This is a genomic window from Thauera sp. AutoDN2, from assembly GCF_051280715.1.
In the GTDB taxonomy this organism is placed as follows: Bacteria; Pseudomonadota; Gammaproteobacteria; order Burkholderiales; family Rhodocyclaceae; genus Thauera.
Genome location: NZ_JBNCAR010000030.1, coordinates 17,709 through 44,393 on the forward strand (window position 1 = coordinate 17,709; position 26,685 = coordinate 44,393).

Genomic DNA, 26,685 nt, shown 5'->3' on the forward strand with positions numbered 1-26,685 from the left:
CGGGCTCAAGTTCCCGTCCCGGTAGCCGATTAAACCAACATCGCGCGAGAAACTGGACGCGCACAACCGACCGCAGAGCAGGAAATCATGTCAGAACTGCTGAAGAACATTGATGCCCGGACCCGACTCGCGGGGACGAACAAGCTCGAGATCCTCCTGTTTACGCTCGGGGTGGATGCGAGGACGGGGCGGCGCGAGATTTTCGGGATCAACGTGTTCAAGGTGCGCGAGGTGATGCGTACGCCGCAGATCACGGCGGCCCCGGACATGCCGGATGCGGTGCAAGGCATGGTGAGTCTGCGCGGCGCGCTGGTGCCGGTGGTCGATCTCGGTAGCTATGTGGGCATCGGTGGAGATGCGGCGCGCGACATCATGATCGTGACCGAATACAACGGTCACACCCAGGGCTTCCTGGTCGAGGGGGTGGATACGATCCTGCGCCTCGACTGGTCGCAGATGCGGGTGCCCCCGGAGATGCTGACCGCCCGCCTGGGGGGGCTGGTTACGGCGGTCACCGAACTCGCCGACAACCAGCTGGTGATGATGCTCGACGTGGAGCGGGTGCTGTCGGAAACCTCGAAGTACGACGACGAGTTCCTGTTCCGCGACATCCCCGCGGTGCCGGAGGGCAGCGAGCACATGGTGTACTTCGCCGACGACTCCTCCGTGGCGCGCAAGCAGATCACGCAAACCCTTGATGCGATGAACGTCCGGCATGTCGGCTCGGTCAATGGCCGCCAGGCCTGGGAAGAATTGCGCCGCGTGGCCGCGCACGCCGACGCCTGCGGCCGGCCGGTGAGCGATTTCGTCAGCCTGGTGCTCACGGACGTCGAGATGCCGGAGATGGACGGCTACATGCTGACCCGCCAGATCAAGGCGGACCGCCGCTTCGCCGGCATTCCGGTGATCATGCATTCGTCGCTCTCGGGGATGTCGAACCAGCAGCTCGGGCTGTCGGTCGGGGTGGATGAATACGTTCCCAAGTTCGAGCCGCAGCGGCTCGCGCAGACACTGCTTCGCCTGCTCGGTGCAGCAGGCGCCGCAAGAAAGAAGGACAAGTGAGGAGCCGACATGCAAATGACTGATCGCGAAGGGTCGGGCCTGTTCGACACGGTCGATAGCCGCGCCACGCTGGCGGGCTCGAACCGGATGGAGATCCTGCTGTTCTCGCTCGGAACGAACGAGAACTTCGGCATCAACGTGTTCAAGGTGCGCGAGGTCTCGACGACGCCGTTCATCACCCGTACGCCGAACATGCCGGCCGGTGTGGAAGGGCTCATCTCGCTGCGGGGCAATGTGATCCCGGTGCTGTCCCTCGGCCGCATCCTGGGGCTGACCGAGCCCGGCGCGCCGCTTGGCGGGGCGATGATGGTCACCGAATACAGCAAGCGCACGCTGGGCTTCCTGGTGGAGTCGGTCGATCGCATCGTGCGTGTGGAGTGGGATCGCGTGCGTGCGCCCGAAAACGTCTCCGCCGCCGGCACCCAGCAGGGCTACATCACGGCGATCACCGAGTTGCCCGATGGCAGGCTGATCTCGATCCTCGATGTGGAGTCGATCCTCGCCAACACCTTCGGCGACAGCGTCATTGGTGACATCGCGCCGATTGCGGGTGGACATGATGTCAACGTCTTCTTCGTGGATGACTCGGCGGTTGCGCGGCGCAAGATCAGTGAGGTGCTGGACAAGCTCGGCGTGCGCCACAAGCACGCCCAGAACGGCCTCGAGGCCTGGAACCGGCTGCAGAGCCTGGCTGACCACGCCGAACAGACCGGACGGGTGCTGCTGGACGAAGTGGACCTCATCATGGTCGATGCCGAGATGCCGGAGATGGACGGCTACGTGCTGACGCGCAACATCAAGTCCGATGCGCGGTTCGCCGGCATTCCGGTGGTGATGCACTCCTCGCTCTCATCCGAGGCCAATCGGGCGATGGGCAGGAACGTCGGGGTGGATGCCTACGTGGCAAAATTCGACGCCGAGGTGCTTGCTGACACGATTCGCCCGATGCTGCAGCGCTGACGGTGCGCAACACCCAGAACCCTGTCAGCCGAACCGGAGAACACAGATGGCCGACCCCAAAATGAAGTTTCTTGTCGTCGACGATTTTTCGACCATGCGCCGCATCGTGCGCAACCTGCTCAAGGAACTGGGCTTCACCAATGTCGACGAGGCCGAAGACGGACAGGTGGCGCTGCAGAAGCTGCAGGCCGGCGCGTTCGACTTCGTCGTCACCGACTGGAACATGCCGAACATGGATGGCCTGACGCTGCTGCAGACCATCCGGCGCACGCCCCAGCTCAAGCATCTGCCGGTGCTGATGATCACCGCGGAGGCGAAGAAGGAAAACATCATCGCTGCAGCCCAGGCAGGCGCCAGCGGCTACATCGTGAAGCCCTTCACGTCGGGAACCCTCGCCGAGAAGCTCGAGAAGATCTTCGAGAAGATGGCGCGTCCCCAGGGTTGAGCGGGAGCGTGGGAATCGGAGCAAAGAACCATGAACAAGAGGTCGAGAATGGATGCAAACGGTGATTCGGACGATCTGCAGGCACTGTTCGACAGCATCGCTGCAGACCCCGTGAGCACGCCCGCGCGCCCGGCAGCGCCCTCTCCCGCGCCCGTATCGGGCGGCGACAGTGGCGACAGCGACGAACTGCAGGCGCTGTTCGACGCGGTTGCGGAACAGGGGCAGCCCCAGGCCGACGTGGCTCCCGCGCCCCCGGCGGCGGGAGAGACCGGAGATCAGGAGGCGGGCGTCGTTTTCAACCGCCTCGGGCACCTGACGCGGCAGGTGCATGACACCCTGCGCGAACTCGGGCTCGAAGCGACGATCAAGGACGCTGCAGCAGCCGTGCCCGATGCGCGCCAGCGGCTCGCCTATATCGCCCAGGCGACCGAGCAGGCGGCCAGCCGCGTGCTCAATGCGACCGATATTGCAAACCCGATCCAGGATCGGCTCTGTGACGGTGCGAAGGCCCTGTCCGCGCGCTGGGACGAATTGTATGCAGGCCGCCTCTCGCCCGAGGCGTTCAAGGACCTGAGCGCGGACACCCACCGCTTTCTGGATTCGGTGGCGGAGGGGAGCCGCGAGACCGGCGCCCAGTTGCACGAGATCATGATGGCGCAGGACTTCCAGGACCTGACCGGACAGGTGATCAAGCGCGTGGTCGAACTGGCCCAGACGCTGGAGACGCAGCTGATCCAGGTCCTGCTCGAGGCGGCGCCTCCCGAGGTTCGGGCTGAAAGGCACACCGGGCTGATGAACGGCCCTGTCATCGATTCGGAAGGGCGTACGGATGTCGTGACCAGCCAGGCCCAGGTCGATGACCTGCTCGAGAGCCTCGGCTTCTGAACTATCGCCCCGTTGCGCAACGATCTTTGCGCGCAGCGGGCTGGTGTCATCGTCGATGGCGCCGAATTGTGGAGCAAGGTGAATCATGAGTGACTTCGCAGGGATGGAAGATCTGCTGCAGGACTTCCTCATCGAGGCAGGCGACCTGCTGTCGGGAGTCGATAACAAGCTGGTGGACCTGGAGCGGTCGCCGGGCGACAAGGGCTTGCTGAACGACATCTTTCGTGGTTTTCACACGATCAAGGGCGGGGCGGGCTTCCTGAATGCGGCCGAACTCGTCACCTTGTGCCACCTCACCGAGAACCTCTTCGACAAGCTGCGCAATGGCGAGCTCTCGATCACGCCCGAGCGTATGGACGTGATCCTCGCCGCAACGGGCGCCGTGCGTGACATGTTCTCCGAGCTCGAGCGCAGTACCCAGCCCTCTGCGGCCGCCCCTGAGCTGCTGGAGAGCCTGCGTGCCGCGATCGCAGGCACCGATGCCGCGGCGGGCGGCTTGCGTGCGGCTGCACCGGCGGCGGCCAAGGAGGCGGTGAACGTGCCGCGCCAGGGCGAGCCCGATTGGGATACGCTCTACGCGGTGGTCACATCCGGAACGGTGGTCGGGCAGCCTGCTGCGGCCGCTGCGCCTACGCCTGCGGACGCGCATGGAGCCAAGCCGGTCGCCGCGGTCGAGGACGCGATCGTCAAGGCGGCCTTCGGTCGCCGGGCGACGGACGTGCCGGGCGCGCCGGCACCGATCGGCCGCCGGGAAGGGGAGCGCCAGCGCGACAACTCGATCCGGGTCGATACCTCGCGCCTGGACCAGGTGCTCAACCTGTCGGGCGAGATCGGGCTCACGAAGAACCGGCTCAATGCGCTGCGCAGCGACATCCTCGCGGGCCGGACGGACACCGATACCCTGCACGCGCTCGACCTTGCGGTCAGCCAGCTCGACCTGCTCGTCTCGGATCTGCAGAACGCGGTAATGAAGACGCGCATGCAGCCGATCGGCCGCCTGTTCCAGAAATATCCGCGCATTGCACGCGACCTTGCGCGCAGTTTGGGCAAGGACGTGGAACTGATGCTGGTCGGCGAGGACACCGAGATCGACAAGACGATGATCGAGGATCTCTCCGACCCGATCATCCACCTGATCCGCAACGCGGTGGACCACGGCATCGAGGATGCCGCCGGGCGCGCTGCGGCGGGCAAGCCCTCGCGCTCGGCCGTCCGCCTCGAAGCCCGCCAGGAGGGCGACCACATCGTCATCGTGGTGGCCGACGATGGGCGCGGGATGGACGCCGAGAAGCTGCGTGCCAAGGCGCTCTCGAAAGGCCTCATCACCGATGAGGAAGCGAGCACGATGGATGAGCGGCAGAGCTACAACCTCATCTTCCTGCCCGGCTTCTCGACTGCGGAGAAGGTTTCGGACGTGTCGGGCCGCGGCGTCGGCATGGACGTCGTGCGGACGAACATCCAGAAACTGAACGGAAGCATCGAGGTCAGCTCGCAGCTCGGCAAGGGCACGACGCTGGTCATCAATCTGCCGCTCACGCTGGCGATCCTGCCGGTGCTGCTGGTCGGGCTGGGTAATCAGCCCTTTGCGGTGCCGCTGTCCATGGTGCGGGAGATCCTGCCCATGGATCCGAAGAGCATCCAGGACGTTGGCGGCAAGGCGACGATGACCGTGCGCGGCGAGGTGCTCCCCATCCTGCCGCTCACCACGCTGCTTGGCTGGCCGCGCGAGTGCGTGCCGCAGTACGGCGTGCTGATGCAGGCCGCCGACTGGTCCTTCATTCTCGCAATCGACAATTTCTCCGGGCGTGAGGACGCGGTGATCAAGTCGCTGGACGATTTCCGGCCCAAGGGCGTGGCGGGCGTCACGACGCTATCCAACGGTCAGATCGTGCTCATCCTGGACATGAAGGAACTGCTCGACTCGACCGGCGACCGCCGGGGCATCTCGCGCGCGAATCTCTTGGCCGAGCCGGAAAGCGTAGCGGCCTGAGCGGCACGCGCCTGCATCCGGCCCCCGCGTTCGCATACAGCGACGCGGGGGCCGTGCGTTTCAGGCGGTCAGTTGCAGCAGCCCGGCGAAGGCCTCCTCGAACTGGTTCAGGCCTTCCCGTTGCAGTTGCTCGCCGATGGCGACCAGATCGATGCCTGCCGCCGCGAGGGCGACGAAGTGCTGTCCAGCCTGCTCGACGTCCTCCTCCAGCGTGTCGGCGACGCGGCCGTGGTCGCGCAGCGCCGCGAGCGTGGCGTCGGGCAGGGTGTTGATGGTTTCGGGGCCGATCAGCGGTTCGACGTAGAGCAGGTCGCTGTAGTCCGGGTTCTTGGTGCCGGTGCTTGCCCACAGCATGTACTGCGGCCGCGCGCCTGCGCTGGCGAGATCCTCGAAGCCGGCGCCGTGGAAGCGTTCCTGGTAGGCTGCGTAGGCCAGCCGCGCCATGGCGACGGCGGTCTGCCCGCGTAGTGACAGCAGATCGCCGCCGTGTGCCTCGATCCGTTTGTCCACCAAAGTGTCGACCCGCGAGAGGAACAGGCTGGCCACCGACATGACCTTCGAGACATCGCCGCCTGCCGCCTGCAGCCGGGCGAGTCCGCGCAGGTAGGCTTCCGCGACGCCCTCGCAGTGTGCGAGGGAGAACATCAGCGTGACATTGACGCTGACGCCCTCGCCGATCAGGCGTTCGATCGCCACCAGCCCCGCTGTGGTGGCCGGCACCTTGATCAGCAGATTGGGGCGGTCGACCGCTGCCTTCAGGCGTAGCCCGGCAGTAACCGTGCCTTCAGCGTCGTGCGCGAGCGCGGGAGACACCTCCAGGCTCACATAGCCGGCCGCGCCCTGCGTGTCGCGATGAAGGGGGGCGAGCAGGTCGCAGGCGCGCTGCACGTCGGGAATGACGAGCGCTTCGTAGCGCGTTTCGGCGCAGATGTCCTGCTGTTTGAGTGCCGCCAGGTCGTCCTCGTAGTAGCGACCGCCGGAGATGGCCTTGTGGAAGATGGCCGGATTGGTGGTCACGCCGGCAATGCCGTCTTCGGCGATGAAGCGCGCGAGCTGGCCTTCGTTGAGCAGGGTGCGGGAGAGGTTGTCGAGCCAGATCTGCTGGCCGTGCTGGCGTACCTGAAGCAGCGGGTTCATCGTTCTACCTGGAGAGTCGTTTCGGAGCTTGGGATCCGCAGTGCGGGAGAGGGCGATTGTGCACCGAAAGCGGGGCTCCAGCCCAGCGCCTCGACCACCGCTGCAAAATCCTCCGCCACCGGCGCCACGATCTCGAGTGGTTCTCCTGTCACCGGATGGGCGAGGGCCAGCCGCGTGCAGGCAAGCAGCATGCGATGGCTGCCGAACAGATGCTGAAACAGCCGGTTGTGGCGGCCCTTGCCATAGGTGGCGTCACCGATGATCGGATGGGCGATGTGCTTGAGGTGGCGGCGCAGTTGGTGGCGGCGGCCCGTTTCGGGGCACAGCTCCAGCAGTGCATAACGGCTGCTCGGATATCGGTCCACCGCGTGCGGCAGTTCGACCGTGGCCAGGCGGCGGTAGCGGGTGCGTGCGGGCTGGGCGACGGGTTCGGCGGTCGCGCGCGTGCCCCCTGCGGCATCGACCCCATCGTGCGCATCGAGATCCTCGGGCAGCGCATCGCGTGCGCCCGCCCCCTTGCCGCGGTGGATTTCGACCGGGTCGAGGCGGCGCACCAGGGGATGGTCGATGCATCCCCGTTCGGGTGGATGGCCGCGCACGATGGCGAGGTATTGCTTGTCGACCGCCTGCAACTCGAAGCGCTGTGCGAGTGTGCGCGCAACCTCGCGCTCGAGCGCGAACAGCAGCACGCCCGAGGTGCCGCGGTCCAGCCGGTGGGCGGGATACACGCGCTGGCCGATCTGGTCGCGCAGCAACTGCACTGCGAAACGCGCCTCGTGCGCCGCAATCGGGCTGCGATGCACGAGCAGGCCCGAGGGCTTGTGGATCGCGATCAGCGACGCGTCGCGGTAGAGGATGTCGAGCATGGGGCGTCTCGTCGGTGGCGCGCCGCCTGCTCGGCGCAGGGGGCCGGAAAGCGCGAAAGCGACCACGTGGGTCGCTTTCGCATTCGACGCGGCCGGCTGGATGCCGGCAGTGGGAATCAGGCGAAGTTCTTCGCCGCGAAGTCCCAGTTCACCAGCTTGTCGAGGAAGGTGGCGACGAAGTCGGGACGGCGGTTGCGGTAGTCGATGTAGTACGCGTGCTCCCAGACGTCGATACAGAGCAGCGCGGTGTCGCCGGTGGTCAGCGGCGTACCGGCGGCGCCCATGTTGACGATGTCCACCGAGCCGTCTGCCTTCTTGACCAGCCAGGTCCAGCCCGAGCCGAAGTTGCCGACAGCGGAGGTCTGGAAGGCCTTCTTGAAGTCCTCGTAAGAGCCCCACTTGGCCTTGACCGCATCGGCCAGCGCGCCGGCAGGCTCACCGCCGCCGTTGGGCGACATGCAGTTCCAGAAGAAGGTGTGGTTCCAGACTTGAGCCGCGTTGTTGTAGACGCCGCCCGCGGGCGCCTTCTTGACGATGGCTTCGAGGTCGAGGTTCTCGAACTCGGTACCCTTGATCAGATTGTTCAGGTTCGTGACGTAGGCCTGATGGTGCTTGCCGTGGTGGAACTCCAGCGTTTCGGCCGAGATGTGCGGGGCCAGAGCGTCCTTGGCATAGGGCAGTGCGGGAAGGGTGTGTTCCATACGGATTCTCCTGTTGTGATTTGTCTGTCTGTAGGTCTATAAAGACGTACCATTTTAGTCTTTATTGAGACGGGCTGACAATGTTGCGCCCCGCATGTTAAGCCCATCGCGGCGCGTGCGGAACACGACTGTGCAAATCAGTCGCGTGGCGCAGCTTCCCGCCCATCGCGTGCCCGGTCGCTGCCGCAGCGCATGACCCGGGTGTCCAGCCGGCCTTTTGCGAGCTGCACGCTGACCACGCTGCCGATCGCGATATCGTCCGCGCTGCGCAGTACGTTGCCGTGTTCGTCACGCGCGATTGCGTAGCCCCGGCCGAGCACGGCCTGCGGGTCGAGATGCTGGAGGTGCGAATCGAGTGCCTGCAGGCGGTCGCCGCGGCGCTCGAGCTGGGTGTGGAACGCCGTGCGCAGCCGCAGGGAGAGGGTGTCGATGCGTTCGCGCTGCACCGCTGGCCTGGGGACAGCTGCACCAAGCCGCAGACTGGACTGCGCAACGCGGAGGCGGGCGCGCTCGAGGTGGCGGTTGCCGGCGTCCCGCAGTCGCATGGCCAGCGCGTCGAGCGTGCTGCCCGCGCGCTGCAGGCGCTCGCGCGGGTGCACGAGCCGCAGTCCGGCGCGATCCAGGCGCTGGGCCAGCTCGGCGATGCGGCGTGCCATGGCCCGCTGCAAGGCCTGGTCGATGGCATCCAATCGGGCCGGGGCCGCCTGCCAGCCGCTGCTGACGAGTTCGGCTGCGCCGGTGGGGGTCGGGGCGCGCACGTCGGCGGCGAAGTCGGCGATCGTGAAGTCGGTTTCGTGCCCCACCCCGCATACCACTGGCAGCGGACACGCGCGCACGGCGCGCGCGAGCGCCTCGTCGTTGAAGGACCAGAGATCCTCGATGCTCCCGCCGCCGCGCACCAGCAGCAGCACCTCTGCGCCATCCTGTCCGGCCCGCTGGCCTGCACGCTGAATGGCGGCGCGCAGTCGTGCCGCTGCGTCGCCGCCCTGTACCGGGGCGGGGTAGAGGATCACGGGCACATGCGGTGCACGCCGGCGCAGGGTGACCAGTACGTCGCGCAGCGCGGCGGCCTGCGGCGAGGTGACGATCCCGATCGCACGCGGATGATGCGGTAGCGGACGCCTGAGCGCGGGGTCGAACAGCCCTTCCGCAGCGAGCTTGGCCTTGAGCCGGTTGAACGCTTCGAACAGGCTGCCGATGCCGGCTGGGCGCAGCGTTTCGACGTTGAGCTGATACTCCCCACGGGCCTCATACAGCGTCGGCAGCGCGCGGGCCTCCACGCGCATGCCGTTCTCCGGACGGAACGCGAGCAACTGCGCACGGTTGCGCCACATCGCGCACCGCACCTGGGCATCGGCATCCTTGAGGGTGAAGTAGACGTGGCCGGAGGCGGCGCGGGTGAGGTTGGAGACCTCGCCCCCGACCCACATCAGCGGTAGCGCGGACTCGAGCGCCTGTCGTGCAAGGCGGTTGAGTTCGGCGACGCTAAGTACCGGAGCGGACAGGAAATCGGGCGCGCTGGAAAGGCCGCCTGCGGCCTGTGAGGCTTGAAATGTCATGGCGGAATTGTAGTTCAATCCACAGCCTTTGGACGCTGTCAAGGTACATGTCGCAAGTCCTTGATCAATAAAGGGTGAATTTGCAAGTATCTGATTTAAAAAGGTTTAATGTGTTGCACAATTTTGCATCGAAGAGTGCTGTCGCCTGCAGGCAGGCCGATTCGGGGCAATATTCCCCATTGATCCACATACTTATCCACAGCTTCTGTGGATGGATCTGCGTGCCGGCCGCATTGACGGCCGTGCTTGCCCGCGCAGGGATGCGGCGCTAGAGTTCGCGCTTTACCCAAACGAGGTTTCCGCGCGTGTTCGCGATCATCCAGGCCGTCGGCTGGCCGATCTGGCCCTTGATTCTGGCGTCGGTCATTGCGCTTGCGCTGATCATCGAGCGCTCCATCTCCCTGCGTCGCGCCCGCATCGTTCCGGCCGGACTGCTCGACAAGGTGCTTGCCGACGTCCGCCAGGGCGAGGCCTCGCTCGAGATGATCGAGCGCGTGGCTGCGCACTCTCCGCTCGGCCGCGTCCTGGCTGCGGGGCTGCGCAACGTCAACAGTTCGCGCGAGGTCATGAAGGAAGCCATCGAGGAAACCGGCCGTGCCGTGGTGCATGAGCTGGGGCGCTTCCTCACCACGCTCGGCACCATTGCGGCGATCAGCCCGCTGATGGGCCTGCTCGGCACCATCATCGGCATGATCGACATCTTCGCCTCTCAGGGTGTGAGCGGCGCCAATCCGGCCCAGCTTGCGCACGGCATCTCGATCGCCCTGTACACGACCGGGCTCGGCCTCATCATCGCCATTCCGGCAATGATCTTCTGGCGTCACTTCAAGGCGCTGATCGACAGCTTCGTGATCGACATGGAGCAGCAGGCGGTCAAGCTCGTCGAGGTCGTGCACGGCGACCGCCGGGTCTGAGGACGAACAGCCATGGATTTTCGCCGCGGCAGCCGCAACGAGGAGCCGGAGATCAACATGATTCCGCTCATCGACGTGGTGCTGGTGATCATCATCTTCCTCATGCTCACCACGACCTTCTCGAAGGTTTCCGGGCTGGAGATCAACCTGCCGACGGCCGAGTCCGATGGGGCGGAGTCCGTCTCGCGGGAGATCGTCGTCGCCGTCACCGCTGCAGGCGAGGTGCTGGTCAACCGCCAGCCCGTGGGCGAGCGCAGCATCGACGCGATCGCAGCCGCGCTCGGCAAGGCCGCGCCGGGGGAGGCGGGGAGTCCGCCCGTCATCGTCATCAATGCGGATGCCAAGGCGGCGCACCAGAGTGTGGTGGATGTAATGCAGGCCGCCCAGCGTGCGGGCCTGCCGCACATCACGTTCGCGACCCAGGCCCCGGCGCAGTGAGCCGTTGAGCATGGCGGCACGGGCGCCCGCGTTCTGGCTGCAGCGCGGCCCGGTCGCGCAAATCCTGCGTCCGCTCGCCTGCCTGTTCGGAGCACTGGCTGCCCAGCGGCGCAGGTCGGTGCAGCCGGAGCGGCTTCCGCTACCGGTGATCGTGGTCGGCAACATTGCCGTGGGCGGCAGCGGCAAGACCCCGGTGGTGGACTGGCTCGCAAGCGTGTTGCGGGGCGCGGGGCGCCACCCCGGCATCGTCAGTCGAGGGCATGGCGGGCGGATCAGTACCGAGGGCCGGGTGGCGATGGTGCCGCGCGAGGGTGATCCAGTGCTTTACGGTGACGAACCCGTGCTCCTGGCGCGGCTCACCGGCTGCCCGCTCGTGATCGGCCGCGACCGTCCGGCTGCGGCGCGCGAGCTGATGCGCCTGCACCCGGAGTGCGACGTCCTCATCGCGGACGATGGCATGCAGCACTACCGCCTCGGGCGCGACATCGAGATTGCCGTGGTGGATGAAGCCACCCTCGGCAATCGTCTGCTGCTTCCGGCGGGGCCGCTGCGCGAGCCGCTCGCGCGTCTTCGCGAGGTCGATCTGGTCGTCGCGCACGGCCCACTGTCGCTGCCCGTGCGCGAAGCGCTTGAGTCGGTGCCCACGTATCCGATGCGCCTGCACGGTGGAGAACTGTATGCGCTCGCAGGGCCCGCGCGTCGGCGCGCGGCTGTGGAGCTGCGTGGTCAGCGCGTGCATGCCGTGGCCGGAATCGGGCGTCCGCAGCGCTTCTTCGACCAGCTCGCGAGCGAGGGCATGGTCGTGGTTCCGCACCCCTTCCCGGACCATCACCGCTTCACTCCGGCTGACCTCGCATTCGACGAGCCACTTCCGATCCTGATGACGGCCAAGGATGCGGTAAAATGCGCCGCTTTCGCGCCCGATGACTGCTGGGAGTATCCGGTCCGGGCGCAGATCGGTTCGGGCGCTGCCGAACGCATCCTGGAGATACTGGAAGATGGACGCACGACTGCTTGAAATCCTCGTCTGCCCGCTGTGCAAGGGGCCGCTCGACTACCTGAAGGACAAGCAGGAACTGGTGTGCAAGGCTGATCGCCTGGCCTATCCGATCCGCGACGGCATCCCGGTCATGCTGGACGAGGAAGCGCGCGCGATGAGCGCCGAGGAAGTCGACGCCCTGCGCAAGTAATGGCTGCCATGGCATCCGCGGCCTTTCGTATCGTCATTCCGGCGCGCTACGCCTCCACCCGGCTCCCCGGCAAGCCACTGGCCGACCTCGGCGGCAAGCCGATGATCGTGCGCGTGCTGGAGCGCGTGCAGGCGGCGGGAGCTGCCGAGACCCTGGTTGCCACCGACCACGAAGGTGTGCGCGATGCGGTGCAGGCGGCCGGTGGCGCGGTGGTGATGACCCGCCCGGACCATCCGAGCGGAACCGACCGCCTCGCTGAGGTCGCCGCGCTGCGCGGCTGGGCGGACGAGGACGTCGTGGTGAATGTGCAGGGCGACGAGCCGCTCATCGACCCTGCGGTCGTGGTGGCGGTTGCACGGGCGCTGGCCGCGGACGCAGAGGCTGCGATCGCCACGGCCGCTCATGCGATCCACGATCCCGCCGAGGTCTTCAGTCCCAATGTGGTCAAGGTCGTGTGTGATGCCGCGGGGCGCGCACTGTATTTTTCGCGAGCGCCGATTCCCTGGGCGCGCGACGCCTGGGGGGAGGGCGGCCGCGACCTGCCGCCAGCGCTGCCGGTGCTGCGCCACGTCGGCCTGTACGCTTACCGGGTCGGCTTCCTGCGCCGCTACGCAAGTCTCGAGCCCTCGCCGTTGGAGCACTGGGAGGCGCTGGAACAACTGCGTGCGCTGTGGCATGGCCACCGCATCCGGGTGCTCGAGCTTGCGCAGGCTCCCGCGGCCGGGGTCGACACCCCACAGGATCTGGAGCGGGTACGCGCATTCTTCGCGGCTGGAGGGGTTTGACCACCCGACGCGCGTCAGTTAAGTTTCTGCTGTTCAATCAATAAGGAAACGGCCATGCACTGGCCGTCCATTTACGGGAGGGAGTATGCGACTGATTCTGTTGGGACCGCCGGGCGCCGGCAAGGGTACGCAAGCCAACTTCATCAAGGAGAAGTTCGGCATTCCGCAGATCTCCACCGGCGACATGCTGCGCGCCGCGGTGAAGGCGGGCACCCCGCTGGGCCTGGAGGCCAAGAAGGTCATGGATGCCGGCGGCCTCGTGTCCGACGACATCATCATCGGCCTGGTCAAGGACCGCCTGCAGCAGGACGACTGCAAGTCGGGCTACATGTTCGACGGCTTCCCGCGCACCCTTCCGCAGGCCGACGCGATGAAGGACGCTGGCGTACCGATCGACTTCGTGCTCGAGATCGATGTGCCTGATGCCGAGATTGTCGAACGCATGAGTGGCCGCCGCGCCCACCTCGCCTCCGGTCGCACCTATCACGTCAAGTACAACCCGCCCAAGGTCGAGGGCAAGGACGACGTCACCGGCGAAGACCTGGTGCAGCGCGACGACGACAAGGAAGAAACCGTCAAGAAGCGCCTCGACGTCTACCACTCGCAGACCAAGCCGCTGGTCGAGTACTACAGCAAGTGGGCTGCATCGGGGGATGCCAAGGCGCCCAAGGTGCGCAAGATCTCGGGGCTGGGAGCGGTCGACGAGATCACCACACGCGCATTCGACGCGCTCAAGTAAGCGCTGGTGCGGACGTGCCGCGACGCCCGAAGCGTGCGGCAACAGCGGCGCGGTTGCGCCCCCTGCGGGGTGGCGGGCCGCGCCGCTTTCATTTCGATGCCCGGGACGTGCTTCCCGAGGCCGGCCAGGAGCTGCATGCGATGAATCACGACAAGCTGCTGTATGCACACTCGGGTGGCGTGACGGCGGTCATCAATGCCACCGCGGCGGCGGTCATTCGCACTGCACGCGCGCAGAGTGGGCGGATCGCGAAGGTGTATGCGGCCCACCGGGGCATCGCGGGGGTGCTGAACGAGGATTTGATCGACACCTCCACCCTCGACGATGAGGCGGTCGAGCGTCTGGCGCGTACGCCGGGCGGTGCCTTCGGCTCGTGCCGATTCGACCTGCCGCACGACGATGGCGGACGCGTGATGGACCGCCTGTTCGCGACCTTCGGCGCACATCGTATCGGCTGGTTGCTCTACAACGGGGGCAACGGCTCGATGGACGCCGTGGCCCGCATTCAGGCCGAGGCGCGGCGGCGGGCTCACCCGCTCATCTGCATCGGGGTGCCCAAGACGGTGGATAACGATATCGTCGGCACCGACTGTTGCCCCGGCTTCGGGTCGGCTGCGAAGTACGTCGCCACCTCGATGCTCGAGTCCGGGCTGGACATCGCGTCCATGGTGGGCGCCAAGGGCAGCGTGTTCGTGATGGAGGTGATGGGGCGCAACACGGGCTGGTTGGCCGCGGCCACCGCACTCGCCGCGGGCGGCGACCCCGACCGACCGCCGCATATCGTGCTGGTGCCGGAGGCGCCTTTCGACGAAGCGTCCTTTCTCGCCCGGGTGCGAAGCGTTACCGAGCGACTGGGCTACTGCACGGTCACGGTATCCGAGGGGATTCGTCGTGCCGATGGTGGGCTGCTGATGGAAAAATCGCGCGATGCGCGTGGCTACGTGCAGCTCGGCGGCGCAGGGCTCGCGGTCGCGCGCCTCATTCACGAACGGCTTGGCTACAAGTACCACTGGGCCATCCCCGATTACATGCAGCGGTCTGCCGGGCACTGGCTCTCGGCCACCGACCAGGCCCAGGCGCTGGCGGTCGGGGAGGCGGCGGTCCGGTTTGCGCTGGCTGGGCAGGGTGGCATGATGCCGGGGATTCGGCGGTTGGGGAGTGAGCCGTATGCATGGGTGATCGAGGCGGTGGACACGGCCGGGATTGCAAACCTCGAGCGTACGCTGCCGTCCGGGTTCATCGCTGCAGATGGCCTCCACGTCACGCCTGCGGCCCGCGAGTACATCCGCCCGCTGATCTCGGGCGAGGTCGTGCAGCCGGTGCGCGGCGGTCTGCCGGACTATCGCCCCCTTGATTGGGCGCAGGTACCGGCCCGCCTGCCGCCCTGGCAGGGCTGAGGCGGCGGAGTGCGGTGCCCCGAGGCGCGACCGGGTACGCCGAGTGCCCTGCAGGGTTGGCGCGCGTGTCATTCGCTTTGACGGAGTCAGGGTCGTGCACCGTAGTTTCAAGCTGATCTTCGCGCTGGTGCTCTACGTCGGGCTGCTCGCCGGACTGCAGGGGTTGCCCGAACAGAGCGGGGCGGGGATCGCGCTGCTGGTGACCATCGCCTGGCTATGGATCACCGAGGCACTGCATGTCAGCGTGACGGCCTTGCTGGTGCCGCTGCTGGCGGCGCTCTCGGGCGTCCTCGCCTTCGAAGACGCGCTGCTGCAGTTTGCGGACCCGGTCATCTTCCTGTTCCTCGGCGGCTTCGCCCTTGCCGCGGGTCTGCAGCGCCAGGGGCTGGATCGCTGGATTGCGGCGCATGTGATGCGGCGTGCGGGCTCGGATCTTGGCCGGGCGGTGCGCTGGCTGTTCTGGCTCACCGCCTTGCTGTCGATGTGGATCAGCAATACTGCCACCGCGGCAATGATGCTGCCGCTTGCGCTCGGCCTGCTTGCGCCGCTACCGCTGCAGGACGAGCGCCGGACTTGGATGTACGTGCTGCTCGGGGTGGCCTTTGCGGCCAACATCGGCGGCATCGGTACCTTGGTCGGTAGCCCGCCGAACGCGATCGCAGCCGCAAATGTGGGGCTGGGCTTTGCGCAGTGGATGGCCTGGGGTCTGCCGCTGGTCGTGGTGCTGATGCCCTTGATGGAGCTCGGGTTGCGCTGGGCGCTGAAGCCGCGCCTGAGCGCCTGTGTTTCACCTCCCCCGCCGCCGGCGGCCTGGACGGAAGCGCAGCGACGGATGATCGCTGTGTTCGGGGCCACGGTGCTGCTGTGGGTCCTCGGTGCACCGCTTTCGAACTGGCTGGGGCTGGCGCGCGGCTATGACGCGATGGTGGCGGTTCTGGCTCTGGTGCTGCTGCATGGCCTGCGCCTGGCCGAGTGGAAGGACGTGGAGCGGAGTACCGACTGGGGAGTGCTGCTGCTGTTCGGGGGAGGGCTCACCCTGAGCAAGGTGCTGGGCGAAAGCGGCGCCGCGAGCTGGCTGGCGGCCCAGCTGGGCGGGCCGCTGGCAGGCATGCCTGCGCTGCTGTGTCTGGCGCTGATGGTGCTGTTCGCCCTGTTGCTCACCGAGGTCACCAGCAACACCGCGAGCGCCGCGCTGCTGATCCCGCTTTTCCTGGGGTTGGCGCCGCAGGTGGATCAGGTCCCGCTCGCGGTGCTGGTTGCGGTGGGAACCTCCTGCGCCTTCATGCTGCCGGTAGCGACGCCGCCCAATGCGATCATCTTCGGCAGCGGACATGTGCCGCAGAGGGCGATGATTGCTGGCGGCCTGCGTGTGACAGCGCTTATCTACCCAGTACTGATCGTTGCCGCAGCCCTGGCGCTCGCGTTGTACTGACGCGTGCAGCGCCACAAAGCCAAGGTGGCGGTGCCGCGCCCCGTGCGCGGCTGCCTGTTCCTCAGGTTCCTCAGGCCGAGCCGGGCAGGGCGCATGAGGCCCCAGCGTTGCGCCGTTCGGGCATGTAGGCGGCGACCTGGCACAAGATGGCGGCCACGTAGGGGATGCACTGCAGGCAAAGGATGCCGACCCATAGCTGCGTCTCCAGGTTGTCCGCGCCACGCTGTGCGACCAGCGTTGCCGCGCCCATCAGCAGTGCGATCAGCATGCCGATCTCTTCGCGGATGGGGTTGAAGAAAGCAAGCGCACCGCCGCCGCGCCAGCCCTTGGGCGTAACCACGAAGACGCCTTTCTTCTTCACCAGGCCGGCGAACACGCCGCGCGCGATCGCATGTGCGAGCCCCACCGACAGGATCGAGGCGCCGAGGATGTCCCTCCAGGGACAGTCCATGGTGCGGCGGTACAGAATGGGGCCGAGCGCCGCCTTGAAGATCATGAAGCCGAAGATCGGCAGCGCGAGGGACACCACCGGCAGGCCGAAGGCCTTCGGAAACAGCAGGATACCAAGCGTCCATAGCAGGCTTCCGAAGGCGAAAACCAGCTGCAGCGCGTCGCCCAGCCAGGCGAACCAGCCCGTGAGGAAGTGGTAGCGCTGGGCGAGGTTCAGGCTGCTGCGCCCGATCATCTGTGGCAGGTGCGCCTTCAGGATCTGCATCGCGCCGAAGGCCCAGCGGAAGCGCTGGCTCTTGATCGCTGCGAAGCCGGAGGGGGTGAGGCCGCGGCCAAGGATGTGGTCGACGTAGCGGGTGTCATAGCCCTTCTCGATCAGGCGCAGGCCGAGTTCGGTGTCCTCGCAAATGCACCACTCGGACCAGCCGCCGACCTCCTCCAGCGCGAGACGGCGCACCAGGGTCATGGTGCCGTGCTGGATGAGTGCATTGCGTTCGTTGCGGTGGTGCATGCCGATGCGGAAGAAACCGTCGAACTCCCAGTTGCACATGCGCTTGAAGGGCTGGGTTTCCCAGTCACGATGCGCCTGCGGCGCCTGCACCACGGCGACGTCCGGCTGGTCGAAGTGCGGGATCAGACAGGCGAGCCAGTCGGGATCGACGACGTAGTCCGCGTCCACCACGCCGACGACCTCGGCACGCGGGTCGGTGACCTTGAGTCCGTAGTTGAGCGCGCCAGCCTTGAAGCCGGGCCAGTTGGCGAGGTGGAAGAAGCGGAAACGCGGGCCGAGCTCGGCGCAGCGGCGCTCGAGCGGCTTCCACAGCGCCTCGTCGCGGGTGTTGTTGTCCAGCACCAGGACTTCGAAGTTCTGGTAGTTCATCTTCGCCAGACTGTCGATGGTGGCGATCACCATCTCGGGCGGCTCGTTGTAGCAGGCAAGGTGGATGGATACGAAGGGTTGCTGGTCGGGGGCGTGCGGCGGCAGCGGCATGAAGCGGCGGTGCCACTTCTTCTTGAACAGGACCTCGCCGAACTCGAAGCCGTGGGACAGCAGCACCGCCGCGGTCATGCCGGTGGCGCCGATGAGCAGCGCGAGGCCGATCAGGTCACGCTGGGTGAGGTAGTACTCGACCGGCACGTTGATGCCGATGATCAGCGTCGACACGCAGGCCTGGATCAGCGCGGCAAGGAACACGCGACCGAAGATGCTCCAGCCAGGCAGAAAGAACGCGGTGAGCATCATCGGGATGAAGGCGAGCGCGGCGGCGTTGATCGCCTTGGTCGACCAGTGCGGGTCGCGCTCGACGATGCCTTCGAGTGCGTATTTTTGCTCGCGGTCGGCGTTGAACATGCCCCAATAGGGACCGGCCCAGCCTTCGACGTCCACCTTCCAGGGCTGGTCGATGGCTTCCATCAGGAAGTAGTCGATGCGTGCGGTGCGCGGATGGGCGAGGAATTCGCGAACGAAGCGCGCCTGGTTGTCGAGCGAGGGCACGGCGGCATCGATGGTGGGCCCCCGGCTTGGCCAGCCGATCTCGCCCACCACGATCTTCTTGCGCGGATGGGCTTGCGCCACCTCGTCGTAGCGCTGGAAGGCGTATTCGACCGCCTGCTCGACGGGCAGCCCCTCATGGTAGGGGAGCAGGTGAACGGTGATGTAGTCGACGTGCTTGGCGAGCTCCGGGTAGCGCAGCCACACGTGCCAGGGCTCCGCGGTAGAGACGGGCTTGCGGATCGCTTTGCGCACGCGGTCGAGATAGCCGATCATTTCCTCGACCTTCAGATCTCCGCGCAGGATGGCCTCGTTGCCGACCATCACGCGCTCGACGTGGCGCATCTTGCGAGCGGCATCGATCAGCGCCGTGATCTCGCGCTCGTTGGTTTCCATGTTGGCATCGAGCCAGGCGCCAGCGGTGACGAGCATGTCGCGCTGGCCCGCGAGTTCAAGTAGCGGGGGCAGGTCGGTGACGCCGTAGGTGCGCAGCCCGTCGGATTTGCGCCCGAGCAGGTCGAGATCCGAGGCAATCTCCTCACGCGTGGGGAAGGTGCCCTTGAGTGGGCTCTGCTCGCGCTGGAAACCGTTGTAAGCGAAGCCCTTGATGCTCTGGTTGGTTCCTGTGAACTCGGCGCTGCGATTGAGCTGCTGCCAGATCCAGTATTGCGTGAGCGCAACGACGGCTGCGATGGCGATCGCGATGGCCAGGCGGGCAAGGTGGGAGACGGCTTTGGTCATCGTGTTTCCAGTGCGTGACCCGTCGGCTGGGCGGGCTGCAGCAGTGCCTTTTGAGCGGAGTCTTGCTTTCGGTGACGAGGGGCGACGTCACCGAAGGAGGGGGTGAATGGGTTGTTGCGCTGCACTTCTCGCGTCCTGCAAGCCTTGTGACACAATGCGAAGAATTACTGCGAAGCCCGGTACAGCTTTGCAGTTGCGCGCATTTTATGCGCGATTTCATATGCTTACGAGCAGGTGAGCGTGCCAATTTGCAACAGTGTCGCAGCCCGTCCAAAGCGGGCTGATTCTGCAGGGAATTCGGTGGATGGCGCGAAATATTGGGTCGAAATGCGGCAGTGCGGCAATCTGGGTCTGGGGCACGCTACTTGCGCTGGTCGCAATCTGGCTCCGGTATCGGGTGATCGAGGCCGGCTTACTTGCAAGTGCATGTTCCGAAGGGGCTGGCGGGGGACCTGCCTGCCTTGCCCGCGACCTGCTGGTGCAGGGCTTCCAGCACCAGCGCGTGGGGTGGTTGAGCCTGGCTGCGGGCGTGGCCTCCTTCCTTGCCGGCTGGCGGGCGGTGGCGTGGCTTGCCTGGCTCTCCGGCCTGGTCGGGCTGATCCTCTACAGTTACGACCCGGCTGCGGTCGGCACGCTCCTAGGCCTGATCGTGCTGATGCGGCCGCACCAGGAGCACCGGCAGGGCCAATGCGGCGCCGGTCAGCGCCCAGGCGATGGCCTGGGGGTTGGCCGGTTCCGATGACCAGCGGGCGAGCGCCGAGAAGAGCAGAACAGCCGCGCACAGGCGCTCGGCGTGGGTGGTGCCGTTGCGCCACCAGCCGGTGACGCCGAGGACCACGGCCGGGGCCAGATAGAGCAGGACCGGGAAGTCCCGGTAGCGCGGGTCCACCCAGAGCAGCAGGGCGGCGACCGCCGCGGCGAACAGCAGCAGTCCGCGCAGCATGCCGATCGATGCCGCCTTGGTGCGCAGGCGGTCGGCGTGCCAGAGGATCCGTGTGGCGCGCCGCGTGCAGGGAACCGGCTCGCCGAACCAACGTGTGAGCACCAGCGGCAGGAGCCCGGCCAGCGCCGCAACGGTACCTAGTACCGACCATTCGAGCGCATTGCGGTAGGCAAGGTGGGCGTGCTCCCAATGCAGCACCGCGACCAGCCCGCCCATCGCGCCGGTGAGGCTGAGGGCGCTGACGCGCAGGCAGTAGGTGCGCCGGCCGGTGGCGGAGAGAAGGAAACCGAGCACTCCGCCGAGGAGCGCACCGCCGATCGGACCGAATAGGGTCTCGCGCTCGGCCACCGGCCCGGAAAAGGGAAACTTGGGGGCGAGCTCCGAGGCCTCGAGCATGCCCCAGTAGCCGCCGACCGTACCCTCCAGGGCGCGCTTCCAGGGCTGGTCGATGGCTTCGATCAGGTTGTAGTCCCAGTCTTCCGCATGGGCGCGGTGGACGAACTCGCGGATGTAGCGTGCCTGATTCACGCGCGAGGGCTTCGATTCCTCGCGCTGGCGGCCTGCGCTCGGCCATCCGGTTTCGCCGATCAGGATGGGCTTGCCGGCGAAGTGTTGGCCGACGTGCTCGCGGGTTGCCGCGACGTGTTCGAGCGCCCGGTCGATATCCACCGGCTCGTCTTCCCAGAAGGGCAGGATATGCACGGTGATGAAGTCAAGCTCGGCGGCGAGGCTGTCGTGGCGGGTCCAGAACTCCCACACGTCGGCATAGGTGACCGGGACCTTGGCATGGGTCTTGGCGTGGCGGATGAGTTCGCGCATCTCGTCTTCGGTGCGCTCGCGGCGAAGCAGGACCTCGTTACCGACAATCAGTCCGCGCACCACGTCGGTGTTGGCGTTGGCGAGCGCCAGGGCGCGCTCGAGCTCCGCGGCGTTCATCGTCTTGTCGTAGCCGATCCAAGCGCCGAGCAGGACCTTCAGCCCTGCGTTGCGGGCAAGTTCCGGCACCTGCTCCAGCCCCTGGCTGACCGAGTAGAGGCGGATGCAGTTGGTGATCTCTGCCAGTGCGGCAAGGTCGGTGGCGATCTGTTCGCGCTCGATCCGCGTTTCCGGCTGCAGTGGCGTCTGCCCGGGGCGATGGTAGGGGGCGTAGGAGACACAGCGCAGCTTTTCGCCTTCGGCGAGATGCAGGTCGTGCATGGGCACAGGGCGGCTCTGGTCCCAGAGCATCAGGGCGAGCAGCAGCAGAACCCCAAGGCTCGAGAGCAGGAGAGCGAGCCAGAGCTGCTTGCGGTCGGTACGGGGCGCGATGAACACCTGCGGTGCTTCCGTTCAAGGATGAGGGGGCACGGAGATCGCCGTGCGCCGGCAAGAAAAAAGGCCACGCCCGAAGGCGTGGCCTGCTCCCGGGTTCGCCGGATTCTAACAGCGCTACTGCGTCATGCCGCGTAGTCGCTCATGGGCACGCAGGCGCAGAACAGGTTGCGGTCGCCGTAGACATCGTCAATGCGATTGACGCTGGGCCAGAACTTGTTCTCCGCCACCCAGGGCAGCGGGAACACCGCCTGCTCGCGCGTGTACGGCCGGTTCCAGTCGCCGAGGAAGTCGGCCTGGGTATGCGGCGCCTGCTTGAGCGGGTTGTCCTCTGCGGGCCAGTTCCCGGTCTCGATCTGGCGGATCTCTTCGCGGATCGCAACCATCGCGGCCACGAAGCGTTCCAACTCTGCGAGGTCCTCCGACTCGGTCGGTTCGACCATGATCGTGCCAGGCACCGGGAAGGACATGGTCGGCGCGTGGAAGCCGTAGTCCATCAGGCGCTTGGCGATGTCGACCTCGGAGATGCCGGTCGCCGCCTTGATTGGGCGGATGTCGAGGATGCACTCGTGCGCGACCCGACCCTGGCTGCCGGAATACAGTACCGGGTAGTGATCCACCAGCCGCGCGGCAAGGTAGTTGGCGTTGAGTATCGCCACCTCGGTTGCCTGCTTGAGACCTTCTCCGCCCATCATCGTGATGTACATCCAGGAGATCGGCAGGATGCTCGCCGAGCCGAAGGGTGCCGCCGAGACTGCGCCCTGGCCCAGGTTGGGCCGTCCGGCGTCGCCAGTCGGCTGGATCACGTGGTCGGCCATGAAGGGCGCCAGATGTGCCGCCAGGCCGATCGGCCCCATGCCCGGACCGCCGCCGCCGTGCGGAATGCAGAAGGTCTTGTGCAGGTTCATGTGCGACACGTCGGCGCCGATCGTCGCCGGGGAGGTCAGGCCGACCTGGGCGTTGAGGTTGGCGCCGTCCATGTATACCTGGCCGCCGTATTGGTGGATCAGGTCACAGATCTCGCGGATCGACTCTTCGAACACGCCATGGGTGGACGGGTAGGTGATCATCAGCGCGGCCAGGTCGGCGGCGTGCTTCTCGGCCTTGGCGCGCAGGTCCGCAACGTCCACGTTTCCGTTGTCGTCGCACTCGACCACCACCACCTGCATGCCGCACATCTGCGCAGTCGCCGGGTTGGTTCCGTGCGCAGACTTCGGGATCAGGCAGATCCTGCGGTTGGCCTCGCCGCGGCTGGCGTGGTAGCGCGCGATCGCCACCAGGCCGGCGTACTCGCCCTGGGCGCCCGAGTTGGGCTGCATGCTGATCGCCGGGAAGCCGGTGACCGCGCGCAAGTAGTCGGCCAGGCCCTCGATCATCTCGAGGTAGCCAGCAGCCTGCTCGCGCGGCGCGAACGGGTGAATGTTGGCGAACTCCGGCCAAGTGATGGGGATCATCTCGCTGGTCGCGTTGAGCTTCATCGTGCACGAGCCGAGCGAGATCATCGAGTGGTCGAGCGCCAGGTCGCGGTTCTGCAGCTTCTTGAGGTAGCGCAGCATCTCGTGCTCGGTGTGGTGCGTGTTGAACACCGGGTGGGCGAGCACGGCGTCGCTACGCAGTAACTCTACGGGCAGCGCGCCGCCGGCGGCCGCGACGCGAGCGTCGAGTGCACTGAGGTCGGTGGAGGCGCCGAAGCAGCCCAGGATTGCCGCGATGTCCTCGCGCGTGGTGGTCTCATCCACTGCGAGGCCGAGCGTGGTGCCGGAGACGCTGCGCAGGTTGAAGCCGGCTTCCTCGGCCGCGCGCAGGATGGCGGGCGCGCGCACGCCGACCTCGACCTCGACGGTGTCGAAGAAGGGGCGGTCGTGCAGGCCGAAGCCGGCCTCGCGCAGGCCGGCGGCGAGCACGGCGGCGAGGCGATGGATGCGCGCGGCGATGGTGCGCAGGCCCTGCGGGCCGTGATACACCGCATAGAAGCCGGAGAGATTCGCGAGCAGCACCTGCGAGGTGCAGATGTTCGAGTTCGCCTTCTCGCGGCGGATGTGCTGCTCGCGCGTCTGCAGCGTCATGCGCAGCGCGGTCTTGCCGCGCGCGTCCTTGGAGACGCCGATGATGCGGCCCGGCATCGAGCGCACGTAGCCTTCGCGGGTGGCGAAGAAGGCGGCGTGCGGGCCGCCGAAACCCATCGGCACGCCGAAGCGCTGCGCCGAGCCGAGGGCGATGTCGGCGCCCATGCTGCCGGGGCTCTTGAGCAGCACCAGGGCCATCAGATCACTGGCGACCGCGACCACGGTGCCCCTGGCCTTGAGCTCGGCGATTGGCATGGTGAGGTCGACGACCTCGCCGCGCGCGTTCGGGTACTGCAGCAGCGCACCGAAGCAGTCGTGGCTGCCGGCCTCGGCGGCCTTGCCATAGACCAGTTCGTAGCCGAAATAGTGCGCGCGCGTGCGCACCACGTCGATGGTCTGCGCGAAGCAGGCCTCGTCGATGAAGAATACGTTCGACTTCGACTTCGACACGCGGCGCGCCATCGTCATCGCCTCGGCAGCGGCGGTGGCTTCGTCAAGCAGGGAGGCGTTGGCGAGTTCCAGGCCGGTGAGGTCGATCACCATCTGCTGGTAGTTCAGCAGGGCTTCGAGCCTGCCTTGGGAGATCTCGGCCTGGTAGGGCGTGTAGGCGGTGTACCAGCCCGGGTTTTCGAGCACGTTGCGCAGCACGACCGCGGGGACGTGGGTGCCGTAGTAGCCCTGGCCGATCAGGGATTTCTTCACCACGTTGCGGCCGGCGATGGCCTTCAGGCGGGCGAGGGCCTCATGCTCGGGCATCGGATTAGCGAGCGGCAGCGGCGACGCGAGGCGGATATCGGCCGGTACTGTCTGCGCGATCAGGGTGTCCAGATTGGGTACGCCGATCGCTGCGCACATGCACGCGATCTCTTCGGCGTTGGGGCCGAGATGGCGACCGATGAATGCGTCGCGCTGCTCGAGCCGGGCGAGCGGGGCGGAAAGCAGGGAGTCGCTCATGATCAGGCCTGGGCAATTTCCGCTTCGTAGGTAGCGGCATCCATCAGCGCGGCGACGTCGGCTGCGTTGGCCGGCTTGAGCTTGAACAGCCAGTTGGCGTAGGCGTCGGCGTTGATGCTCTCGGGGGTGTCGATCGCGTCCTGGTTGTTGGCGATCACTTCACCTGCCACTGGGGCGTAGATGTCGGAGGCGGCCTTGACCGACTCGATCACCGCGCACGCTTCGCCGGCCGAAAGGCTGCGACCTGCGTCGGGCAGTTCGAGAAAGACCACGTCGCCGAGAGCTTCCTGGGCGTGGTCGGTGACGCCGATGGTCAGGGTGCCGTCGTCTTCAACGCGGATCCATTCGTGCGACTTGGTGTACTTGAGGTTGGCGGGGATGTTGCTCATGGCGCGCTCCAATCGTGAAGGTGGGGATTCCGGATGACTGCTTACCGACCGAGCTGATCCGCTGCGGACGGTGGAAGTGGGCGCGACGGCGTGTCGCCGCGCCCGGGAGGGGGTTAGACGAGTGGTTTGCCGTTGCGCACGAAGGGAAGTTTTACGGTGCGCGCCCTCAGGCGCTTGCCGCGAACCTCCACTTCGACGCCTTCGCCGGGCGTGTTCGCCAGCGGAACGCGTGCGAAGGCGATGGATTTCTCGAGCGTGGGGGAGAAACTGCCGCTGGTGGTCTCGCCCTCGCCGGCAGCGGTGAAGACCTTCATGTGTGAGCGCAGTACCCCCTTGTCTTCGAGGATGAGGCCGAGCAGGCGCTGGGTGGCCGGTCGGGCCCCCAGTGCAGTGCGGCCGACAAAGTCGCGCGCTTCGTCTTTCAGGTCCACCGTCCAGGACAGGCCGGCGTCGAGTGGCGAGACGGTGTCGTCCATGTCCTGCCCGTAAAGGTTCATGCCTGCTTCAAGGCGAAGCGTGTCGCGCGCACCGAGGCCGCAGGGCTTCACCCCTGAGGCCGCCAGCGCGTTCCACATTGCCTCGGCGCGGGCGGCCGGCACGGCGATCTCGAGGCCGTCCTCGCCGGTGTATCCGGTGCGGGCGATCAGCAGGTCGCCCACCCGGGCGCCGCTGAAGGGGGCGGGAATGCCGCTGGCGGTGCAAAGCTCGGGCAGCGCCGTGGTCGCGCGCTGGATCGCGCGCGGGCCCTGTACCGCGATCATCGCCAGATCGCGGCGCGCCTGCAGGGTCACATTGACCCCTGTGGATGCGATCTGTTGGCGCATCCACGCCACGTCCTTGTCCGCCGTGCCCGCATTGACAACGATCCGGTAGTCGGCATCGCTGAAGCGATAAACGATGAGATCGTCGATCACCCCACCGTTCGGGTTGAGCATGCAGGAGTAGAGCGCCTTGCCACTCTCCTTGAGCTTGGCCACATCGTTGGCGAGCAGCCGGCGCAGCCAATGGGTGGCGTCCGGGCCCGCGAGGTCGAGGGCGAGCATATGCGAGACGTCGAACATCCCTGCGTCGCGGCGCACTGCATGGTGCTCCTCGATCTGTGATCCATAGTTGACCGGCATGTCCCAGCCGGCAAAGTCGACCATGCGCGCACCTGCAGCGACATGGGCGGCGTGGAGTGGGGTTTGCTTGGCAGCAGTCGTCATCGCGGAGGCGCTCCGTAGGGGTGAACGAAAAGGGGCGAACACAGCGCATCGCCAGGTTCGCCCCATCTGTCCCTTGTACCTGAGAGATTTTCCGTCCTCGCCGTCCTCCACATATATATAGACTCAGGCGCGCGGCAACGGAGTGCCCCTTCGGTGGATACGCAAACGCAGCGCGCTCGTATCGCTCTCCAGACTTGTACTGCACGCGCGGTCCTTTTGCCTGAGCGGTTCCGGGGGTTGCGCCTTCGGCGACTTCTTCCATACAGATCGAAGTTCTCTCCCGCGTGTCGCGCGGACGATACCACCTGCACCCGCCGTGGGGCAACCGCCGGATCGACCGCCGGATCGGATGTCGCCGGAGCCGATGCCGGCCGAGCGGAGTCCTTGCGGCGCCTCGTCTGGTTGGCTGACCGTATTATTTGCTCATAAATTTTTAGATTGCGGATTTGTGTTGACGTTGTTTCTGCTGGGTCTATAATGCGCACCTCTTCAGCGCTGCAGCGGTTTCTTCGGAAGCGGGGTGCGGGGTTGAGGAGGTTGAAGCGGGAGGTTGTTGGGCGGTGGATCGGGTCTTGGCGGTGAGCTGGGGCGTTAAAAAAGATTCACGAAATGCTTGACAGGGATTAGGTGGTTG

The 26,685-nt window shown here is 66.5% G+C and carries 23 protein-coding genes and 1 riboswitch; of the genes, 14 read left to right on the plus strand and 9 right to left on the minus strand.

What is annotated here, in order from left to right; genetic code table 11:
• The first annotated feature begins 87 nt into the window (after nt 1-87).
• The 5 genes from ACPT9U_RS14265 to ACPT9U_RS14285 all read left to right on the plus strand — a co-directional run bounded on the left by ACPT9U_RS14265 (nt 88) and on the right by ACPT9U_RS14285 (nt 5,342).
• Complete coding sequence (locus ACPT9U_RS14265) at nt 88-1,062, plus strand: chemotaxis protein (protein ID WP_435751398.1); 975 nt, start codon at nt 88-90, stop codon at nt 1,060-1,062.
• Nucleotides 1,063-1,071: 9 nt separating this feature from the next.
• Nucleotides 1,072-2,022, plus strand: a complete 951-nt coding sequence (locus tag ACPT9U_RS14270; protein ID WP_418363382.1) for a chemotaxis protein — start codon at nt 1,072-1,074, stop codon at nt 2,020-2,022.
• Between the two features lie 46 nt (nt 2,023-2,068).
• Nucleotides 2,069-2,467: a chemotaxis response regulator CheY gene (gene cheY / locus ACPT9U_RS14275; RefSeq protein WP_418363381.1), complete on the plus strand. Its 399-nt coding sequence runs from the start codon at nt 2,069-2,071 to the stop codon at nt 2,465-2,467.
• Nucleotides 2,468-2,497: 30 nt separating this feature from the next.
• Entirely contained in the window at nt 2,498-3,352 is an 855-nt protein-coding gene (cheZ, locus tag ACPT9U_RS14280) for a protein phosphatase CheZ (protein ID WP_418363380.1), read from the plus strand.
• 85 nt (nt 3,353-3,437) lie between these two features.
• Nucleotides 3,438-5,342, plus strand: a complete 1,905-nt coding sequence (locus ACPT9U_RS14285) for a chemotaxis protein CheA (RefSeq protein ID WP_418363379.1) — start codon at nt 3,438-3,440, stop codon at nt 5,340-5,342.
• Nucleotides 5,343-5,402: 60 nt separating this feature from the next.
• Here the strand turns inward: ACPT9U_RS14285 and tal are convergent, their stop codons facing one another.
• The 4 genes from tal to xseA all read right to left on the minus strand — a co-directional run bounded on the left by tal (nt 5,403) and on the right by xseA (nt 9,605).
• Nucleotides 5,403-6,479: a transaldolase gene (gene tal / locus ACPT9U_RS14290; protein WP_418363378.1), complete on the minus strand. Its 1,077-nt coding sequence runs from the start codon at nt 6,477-6,479 to the stop codon at nt 5,403-5,405.
• Nucleotides 6,476-7,345 carry a pseudouridine synthase gene (locus tag ACPT9U_RS14295; RefSeq protein ID WP_418363377.1) on the minus strand — a complete coding sequence of 290 codons (870 nt, stop codon included), beginning with the start codon at nt 7,343-7,345 and terminating at the stop codon, nt 6,476-6,478. Before ACPT9U_RS14295 ends, tal begins: the two co-directional genes overlap by 4 nt.
• 116 nt (nt 7,346-7,461) lie before the next feature.
• Nucleotides 7,462-8,046: a superoxide dismutase gene (locus ACPT9U_RS14300; protein ID WP_418363376.1), complete on the minus strand. Its 585-nt coding sequence runs from the start codon at nt 8,044-8,046 to the stop codon at nt 7,462-7,464.
• 137 nt (nt 8,047-8,183) lie between these two features.
• The gene (gene xseA, locus ACPT9U_RS14305) at nt 8,184-9,605 is read right to left on the minus strand and encodes an exodeoxyribonuclease VII large subunit (RefSeq protein WP_418363375.1); all 1,422 of its coding nucleotides are present in this window, start codon (nt 9,603-9,605) and stop codon (nt 8,184-8,186) included.
• A 305-nt stretch (nt 9,606-9,910) separates the two neighbouring features.
• Here xseA and ACPT9U_RS14310 point away from each other — a divergent pair, with 305 nt between their 5' ends.
• The 8 genes from ACPT9U_RS14310 to ACPT9U_RS14345 all read left to right on the plus strand — a co-directional run bounded on the left by ACPT9U_RS14310 (nt 9,911) and on the right by ACPT9U_RS14345 (nt 16,500).
• Nucleotides 9,911-10,519, plus strand: coding sequence for a MotA/TolQ/ExbB proton channel family protein (locus ACPT9U_RS14310; RefSeq protein WP_418363374.1), 609 nt, complete (start codon nt 9,911-9,913; stop codon nt 10,517-10,519).
• A 12-nt stretch (nt 10,520-10,531) separates the two neighbouring features.
• Nucleotides 10,532-10,957, plus strand: a complete 426-nt coding sequence (locus ACPT9U_RS14315; protein ID WP_435751399.1) for an ExbD/TolR family protein — start codon at nt 10,532-10,534, stop codon at nt 10,955-10,957.
• A gap of 10 nt (nt 10,958-10,967) precedes the next feature.
• On the plus strand, nt 10,968-11,975 hold the full coding sequence (lpxK, locus tag ACPT9U_RS14320; protein WP_418363768.1) for a tetraacyldisaccharide 4'-kinase: 1,008 nt from the start codon (nt 10,968-10,970) through the stop codon (nt 11,973-11,975).
• Nucleotides 11,956-12,147, plus strand: a complete 192-nt coding sequence (locus ACPT9U_RS14325) for a Trm112 family protein (RefSeq protein WP_004312605.1) — start codon at nt 11,956-11,958, stop codon at nt 12,145-12,147. The genes lpxK and ACPT9U_RS14325 overlap by 20 nt, the downstream gene beginning before the upstream one ends.
• Complete coding sequence (gene kdsB / locus ACPT9U_RS14330) at nt 12,147-12,932, plus strand: 3-deoxy-manno-octulosonate cytidylyltransferase (RefSeq protein ID WP_418363372.1); 786 nt, start codon at nt 12,147-12,149, stop codon at nt 12,930-12,932. Before ACPT9U_RS14325 ends, kdsB begins: the two co-directional genes overlap by 1 nt.
• A gap of 85 nt (nt 12,933-13,017) precedes the next feature.
• Nucleotides 13,018-13,671, plus strand: coding sequence for an adenylate kinase (adk, locus tag ACPT9U_RS14335; protein ID WP_418363371.1), 654 nt, complete (start codon nt 13,018-13,020; stop codon nt 13,669-13,671).
• A gap of 140 nt (nt 13,672-13,811) precedes the next feature.
• Nucleotides 13,812-15,068, plus strand: a complete 1,257-nt coding sequence (locus ACPT9U_RS14340; RefSeq protein WP_435751400.1) for a 6-phosphofructokinase — start codon at nt 13,812-13,814, stop codon at nt 15,066-15,068.
• Between the two features lie 94 nt (nt 15,069-15,162).
• Nucleotides 15,163-16,500: an SLC13 family permease gene (locus ACPT9U_RS14345; protein ID WP_435751401.1), complete on the plus strand. Its 1,338-nt coding sequence runs from the start codon at nt 15,163-15,165 to the stop codon at nt 16,498-16,500.
• A gap of 70 nt (nt 16,501-16,570) precedes the next feature.
• On the opposite strand, the gene ACPT9U_RS14350 is transcribed toward ACPT9U_RS14345, so the two are convergent.
• Nucleotides 16,571-19,183, minus strand: a complete 2,613-nt coding sequence (locus ACPT9U_RS14350; protein ID WP_435751402.1) for a glycosyltransferase family 2 protein — start codon at nt 19,181-19,183, stop codon at nt 16,571-16,573.
• A 304-nt stretch (nt 19,184-19,487) separates the two neighbouring features.
• On the opposite strand from ACPT9U_RS14350, the gene ACPT9U_RS14355 reads away from it, so the two are divergent.
• Nucleotides 19,488-19,925 carry a hypothetical protein gene (locus ACPT9U_RS14355; RefSeq protein ID WP_435751403.1) on the plus strand — a complete coding sequence of 146 codons (438 nt, stop codon included), beginning with the start codon at nt 19,488-19,490 and terminating at the stop codon, nt 19,923-19,925.
• Here ACPT9U_RS14355 and ACPT9U_RS14360 read toward each other — a convergent pair.
• From ACPT9U_RS14360 to gcvT, 4 genes are all read right to left on the minus strand, one after another.
• Nucleotides 19,821-21,440 carry a beta-1,6-glucan synthase gene (locus tag ACPT9U_RS14360; protein ID WP_435751404.1) on the minus strand — a complete coding sequence of 540 codons (1,620 nt, stop codon included), beginning with the start codon at nt 21,438-21,440 and terminating at the stop codon, nt 19,821-19,823. The two genes, ACPT9U_RS14355 and ACPT9U_RS14360, sit on opposite strands and share 105 nt — an antisense overlap.
• A gap of 122 nt (nt 21,441-21,562) precedes the next feature.
• Complete coding sequence (gene gcvP / locus ACPT9U_RS14365; protein WP_435751405.1) at nt 21,563-24,457, minus strand: aminomethyl-transferring glycine dehydrogenase; 2,895 nt, start codon at nt 24,455-24,457, stop codon at nt 21,563-21,565.
• Between the two features lie 2 nt (nt 24,458-24,459).
• Nucleotides 24,460-24,846, minus strand: a complete 387-nt coding sequence (gene gcvH / locus ACPT9U_RS14370) for a glycine cleavage system protein GcvH (RefSeq protein ID WP_418363364.1) — start codon at nt 24,844-24,846, stop codon at nt 24,460-24,462.
• Between the two features lie 113 nt (nt 24,847-24,959).
• Entirely contained in the window at nt 24,960-26,051 is a 1,092-nt protein-coding gene (gene gcvT / locus ACPT9U_RS14375) for a glycine cleavage system aminomethyltransferase GcvT (protein ID WP_435751406.1), read from the minus strand.
• A gap of 198 nt (nt 26,052-26,249) precedes the next feature.
• Nucleotides 26,250-26,344, minus strand: a riboswitch (glycine riboswitch).
• Nucleotides 26,345-26,685: the final 341 nt, after the last annotated feature.

Coding starts and splice junctions, on each gene's coding strand:
- ACPT9U_RS14265 (WP_435751398.1), top strand. CDS start 88: ATGTCAGAACTGCTGAAGAACATTGATGCCCGGACCCGACTCGCGGGG.
- ACPT9U_RS14270 (WP_418363382.1), top strand. CDS start 1,072: ATGCAAATGACTGATCGCGAAGGGTCGGGCCTGTTCGACACGGTCGAT.
- cheY (WP_418363381.1), top strand. CDS start 2,069: ATGGCCGACCCCAAAATGAAGTTTCTTGTCGTCGACGATTTTTCGACC.
- cheZ (WP_418363380.1), top strand. CDS start 2,498: ATGAACAAGAGGTCGAGAATGGATGCAAACGGTGATTCGGACGATCTG.
- ACPT9U_RS14285 (WP_418363379.1), top strand. CDS start 3,438: ATGAGTGACTTCGCAGGGATGGAAGATCTGCTGCAGGACTTCCTCATC.
- tal (WP_418363378.1), bottom strand. CDS start 6,479: ATGAACCCGCTGCTTCAGGTACGCCAGCACGGCCAGCAGATCTGGCTC.
- ACPT9U_RS14295 (WP_418363377.1), bottom strand. CDS start 7,345: ATGCTCGACATCCTCTACCGCGACGCGTCGCTGATCGCGATCCACAAG.
- ACPT9U_RS14300 (WP_418363376.1), bottom strand. CDS start 8,046: ATGGAACACACCCTTCCCGCACTGCCCTATGCCAAGGACGCTCTGGCC.
- xseA (WP_418363375.1), bottom strand. CDS start 9,605: ATGACATTTCAAGCCTCACAGGCCGCAGGCGGCCTTTCCAGCGCGCCC.
- ACPT9U_RS14315 (WP_435751399.1), top strand. CDS start 10,532: ATGGATTTTCGCCGCGGCAGCCGCAACGAGGAGCCGGAGATCAACATG.
- lpxK (WP_418363768.1), top strand. CDS start 10,968: ATGGCGGCACGGGCGCCCGCGTTCTGGCTGCAGCGCGGCCCGGTCGCG.
- ACPT9U_RS14325 (WP_004312605.1), top strand. CDS start 11,956: ATGGACGCACGACTGCTTGAAATCCTCGTCTGCCCGCTGTGCAAGGGG.
- kdsB (WP_418363372.1), top strand. CDS start 12,147: ATGGCTGCCATGGCATCCGCGGCCTTTCGTATCGTCATTCCGGCGCGC.
- adk (WP_418363371.1), top strand. CDS start 13,018: ATGCGACTGATTCTGTTGGGACCGCCGGGCGCCGGCAAGGGTACGCAA.
- ACPT9U_RS14340 (WP_435751400.1), top strand. CDS start 13,812: ATGAATCACGACAAGCTGCTGTATGCACACTCGGGTGGCGTGACGGCG.
- ACPT9U_RS14350 (WP_435751402.1), bottom strand. CDS start 19,183: ATGACCAAAGCCGTCTCCCACCTTGCCCGCCTGGCCATCGCGATCGCC.
- ACPT9U_RS14355 (WP_435751403.1), top strand. CDS start 19,488: ATGGCGCGAAATATTGGGTCGAAATGCGGCAGTGCGGCAATCTGGGTC.
- gcvP (WP_435751405.1), bottom strand. CDS start 24,457: ATGAGCGACTCCCTGCTTTCCGCCCCGCTCGCCCGGCTCGAGCAGCGC.
- gcvH (WP_418363364.1), bottom strand. CDS start 24,846: ATGAGCAACATCCCCGCCAACCTCAAGTACACCAAGTCGCACGAATGG.
- gcvT (WP_435751406.1), bottom strand. CDS start 26,051: ATGACGACTGCTGCCAAGCAAACCCCACTCCACGCCGCCCATGTCGCT.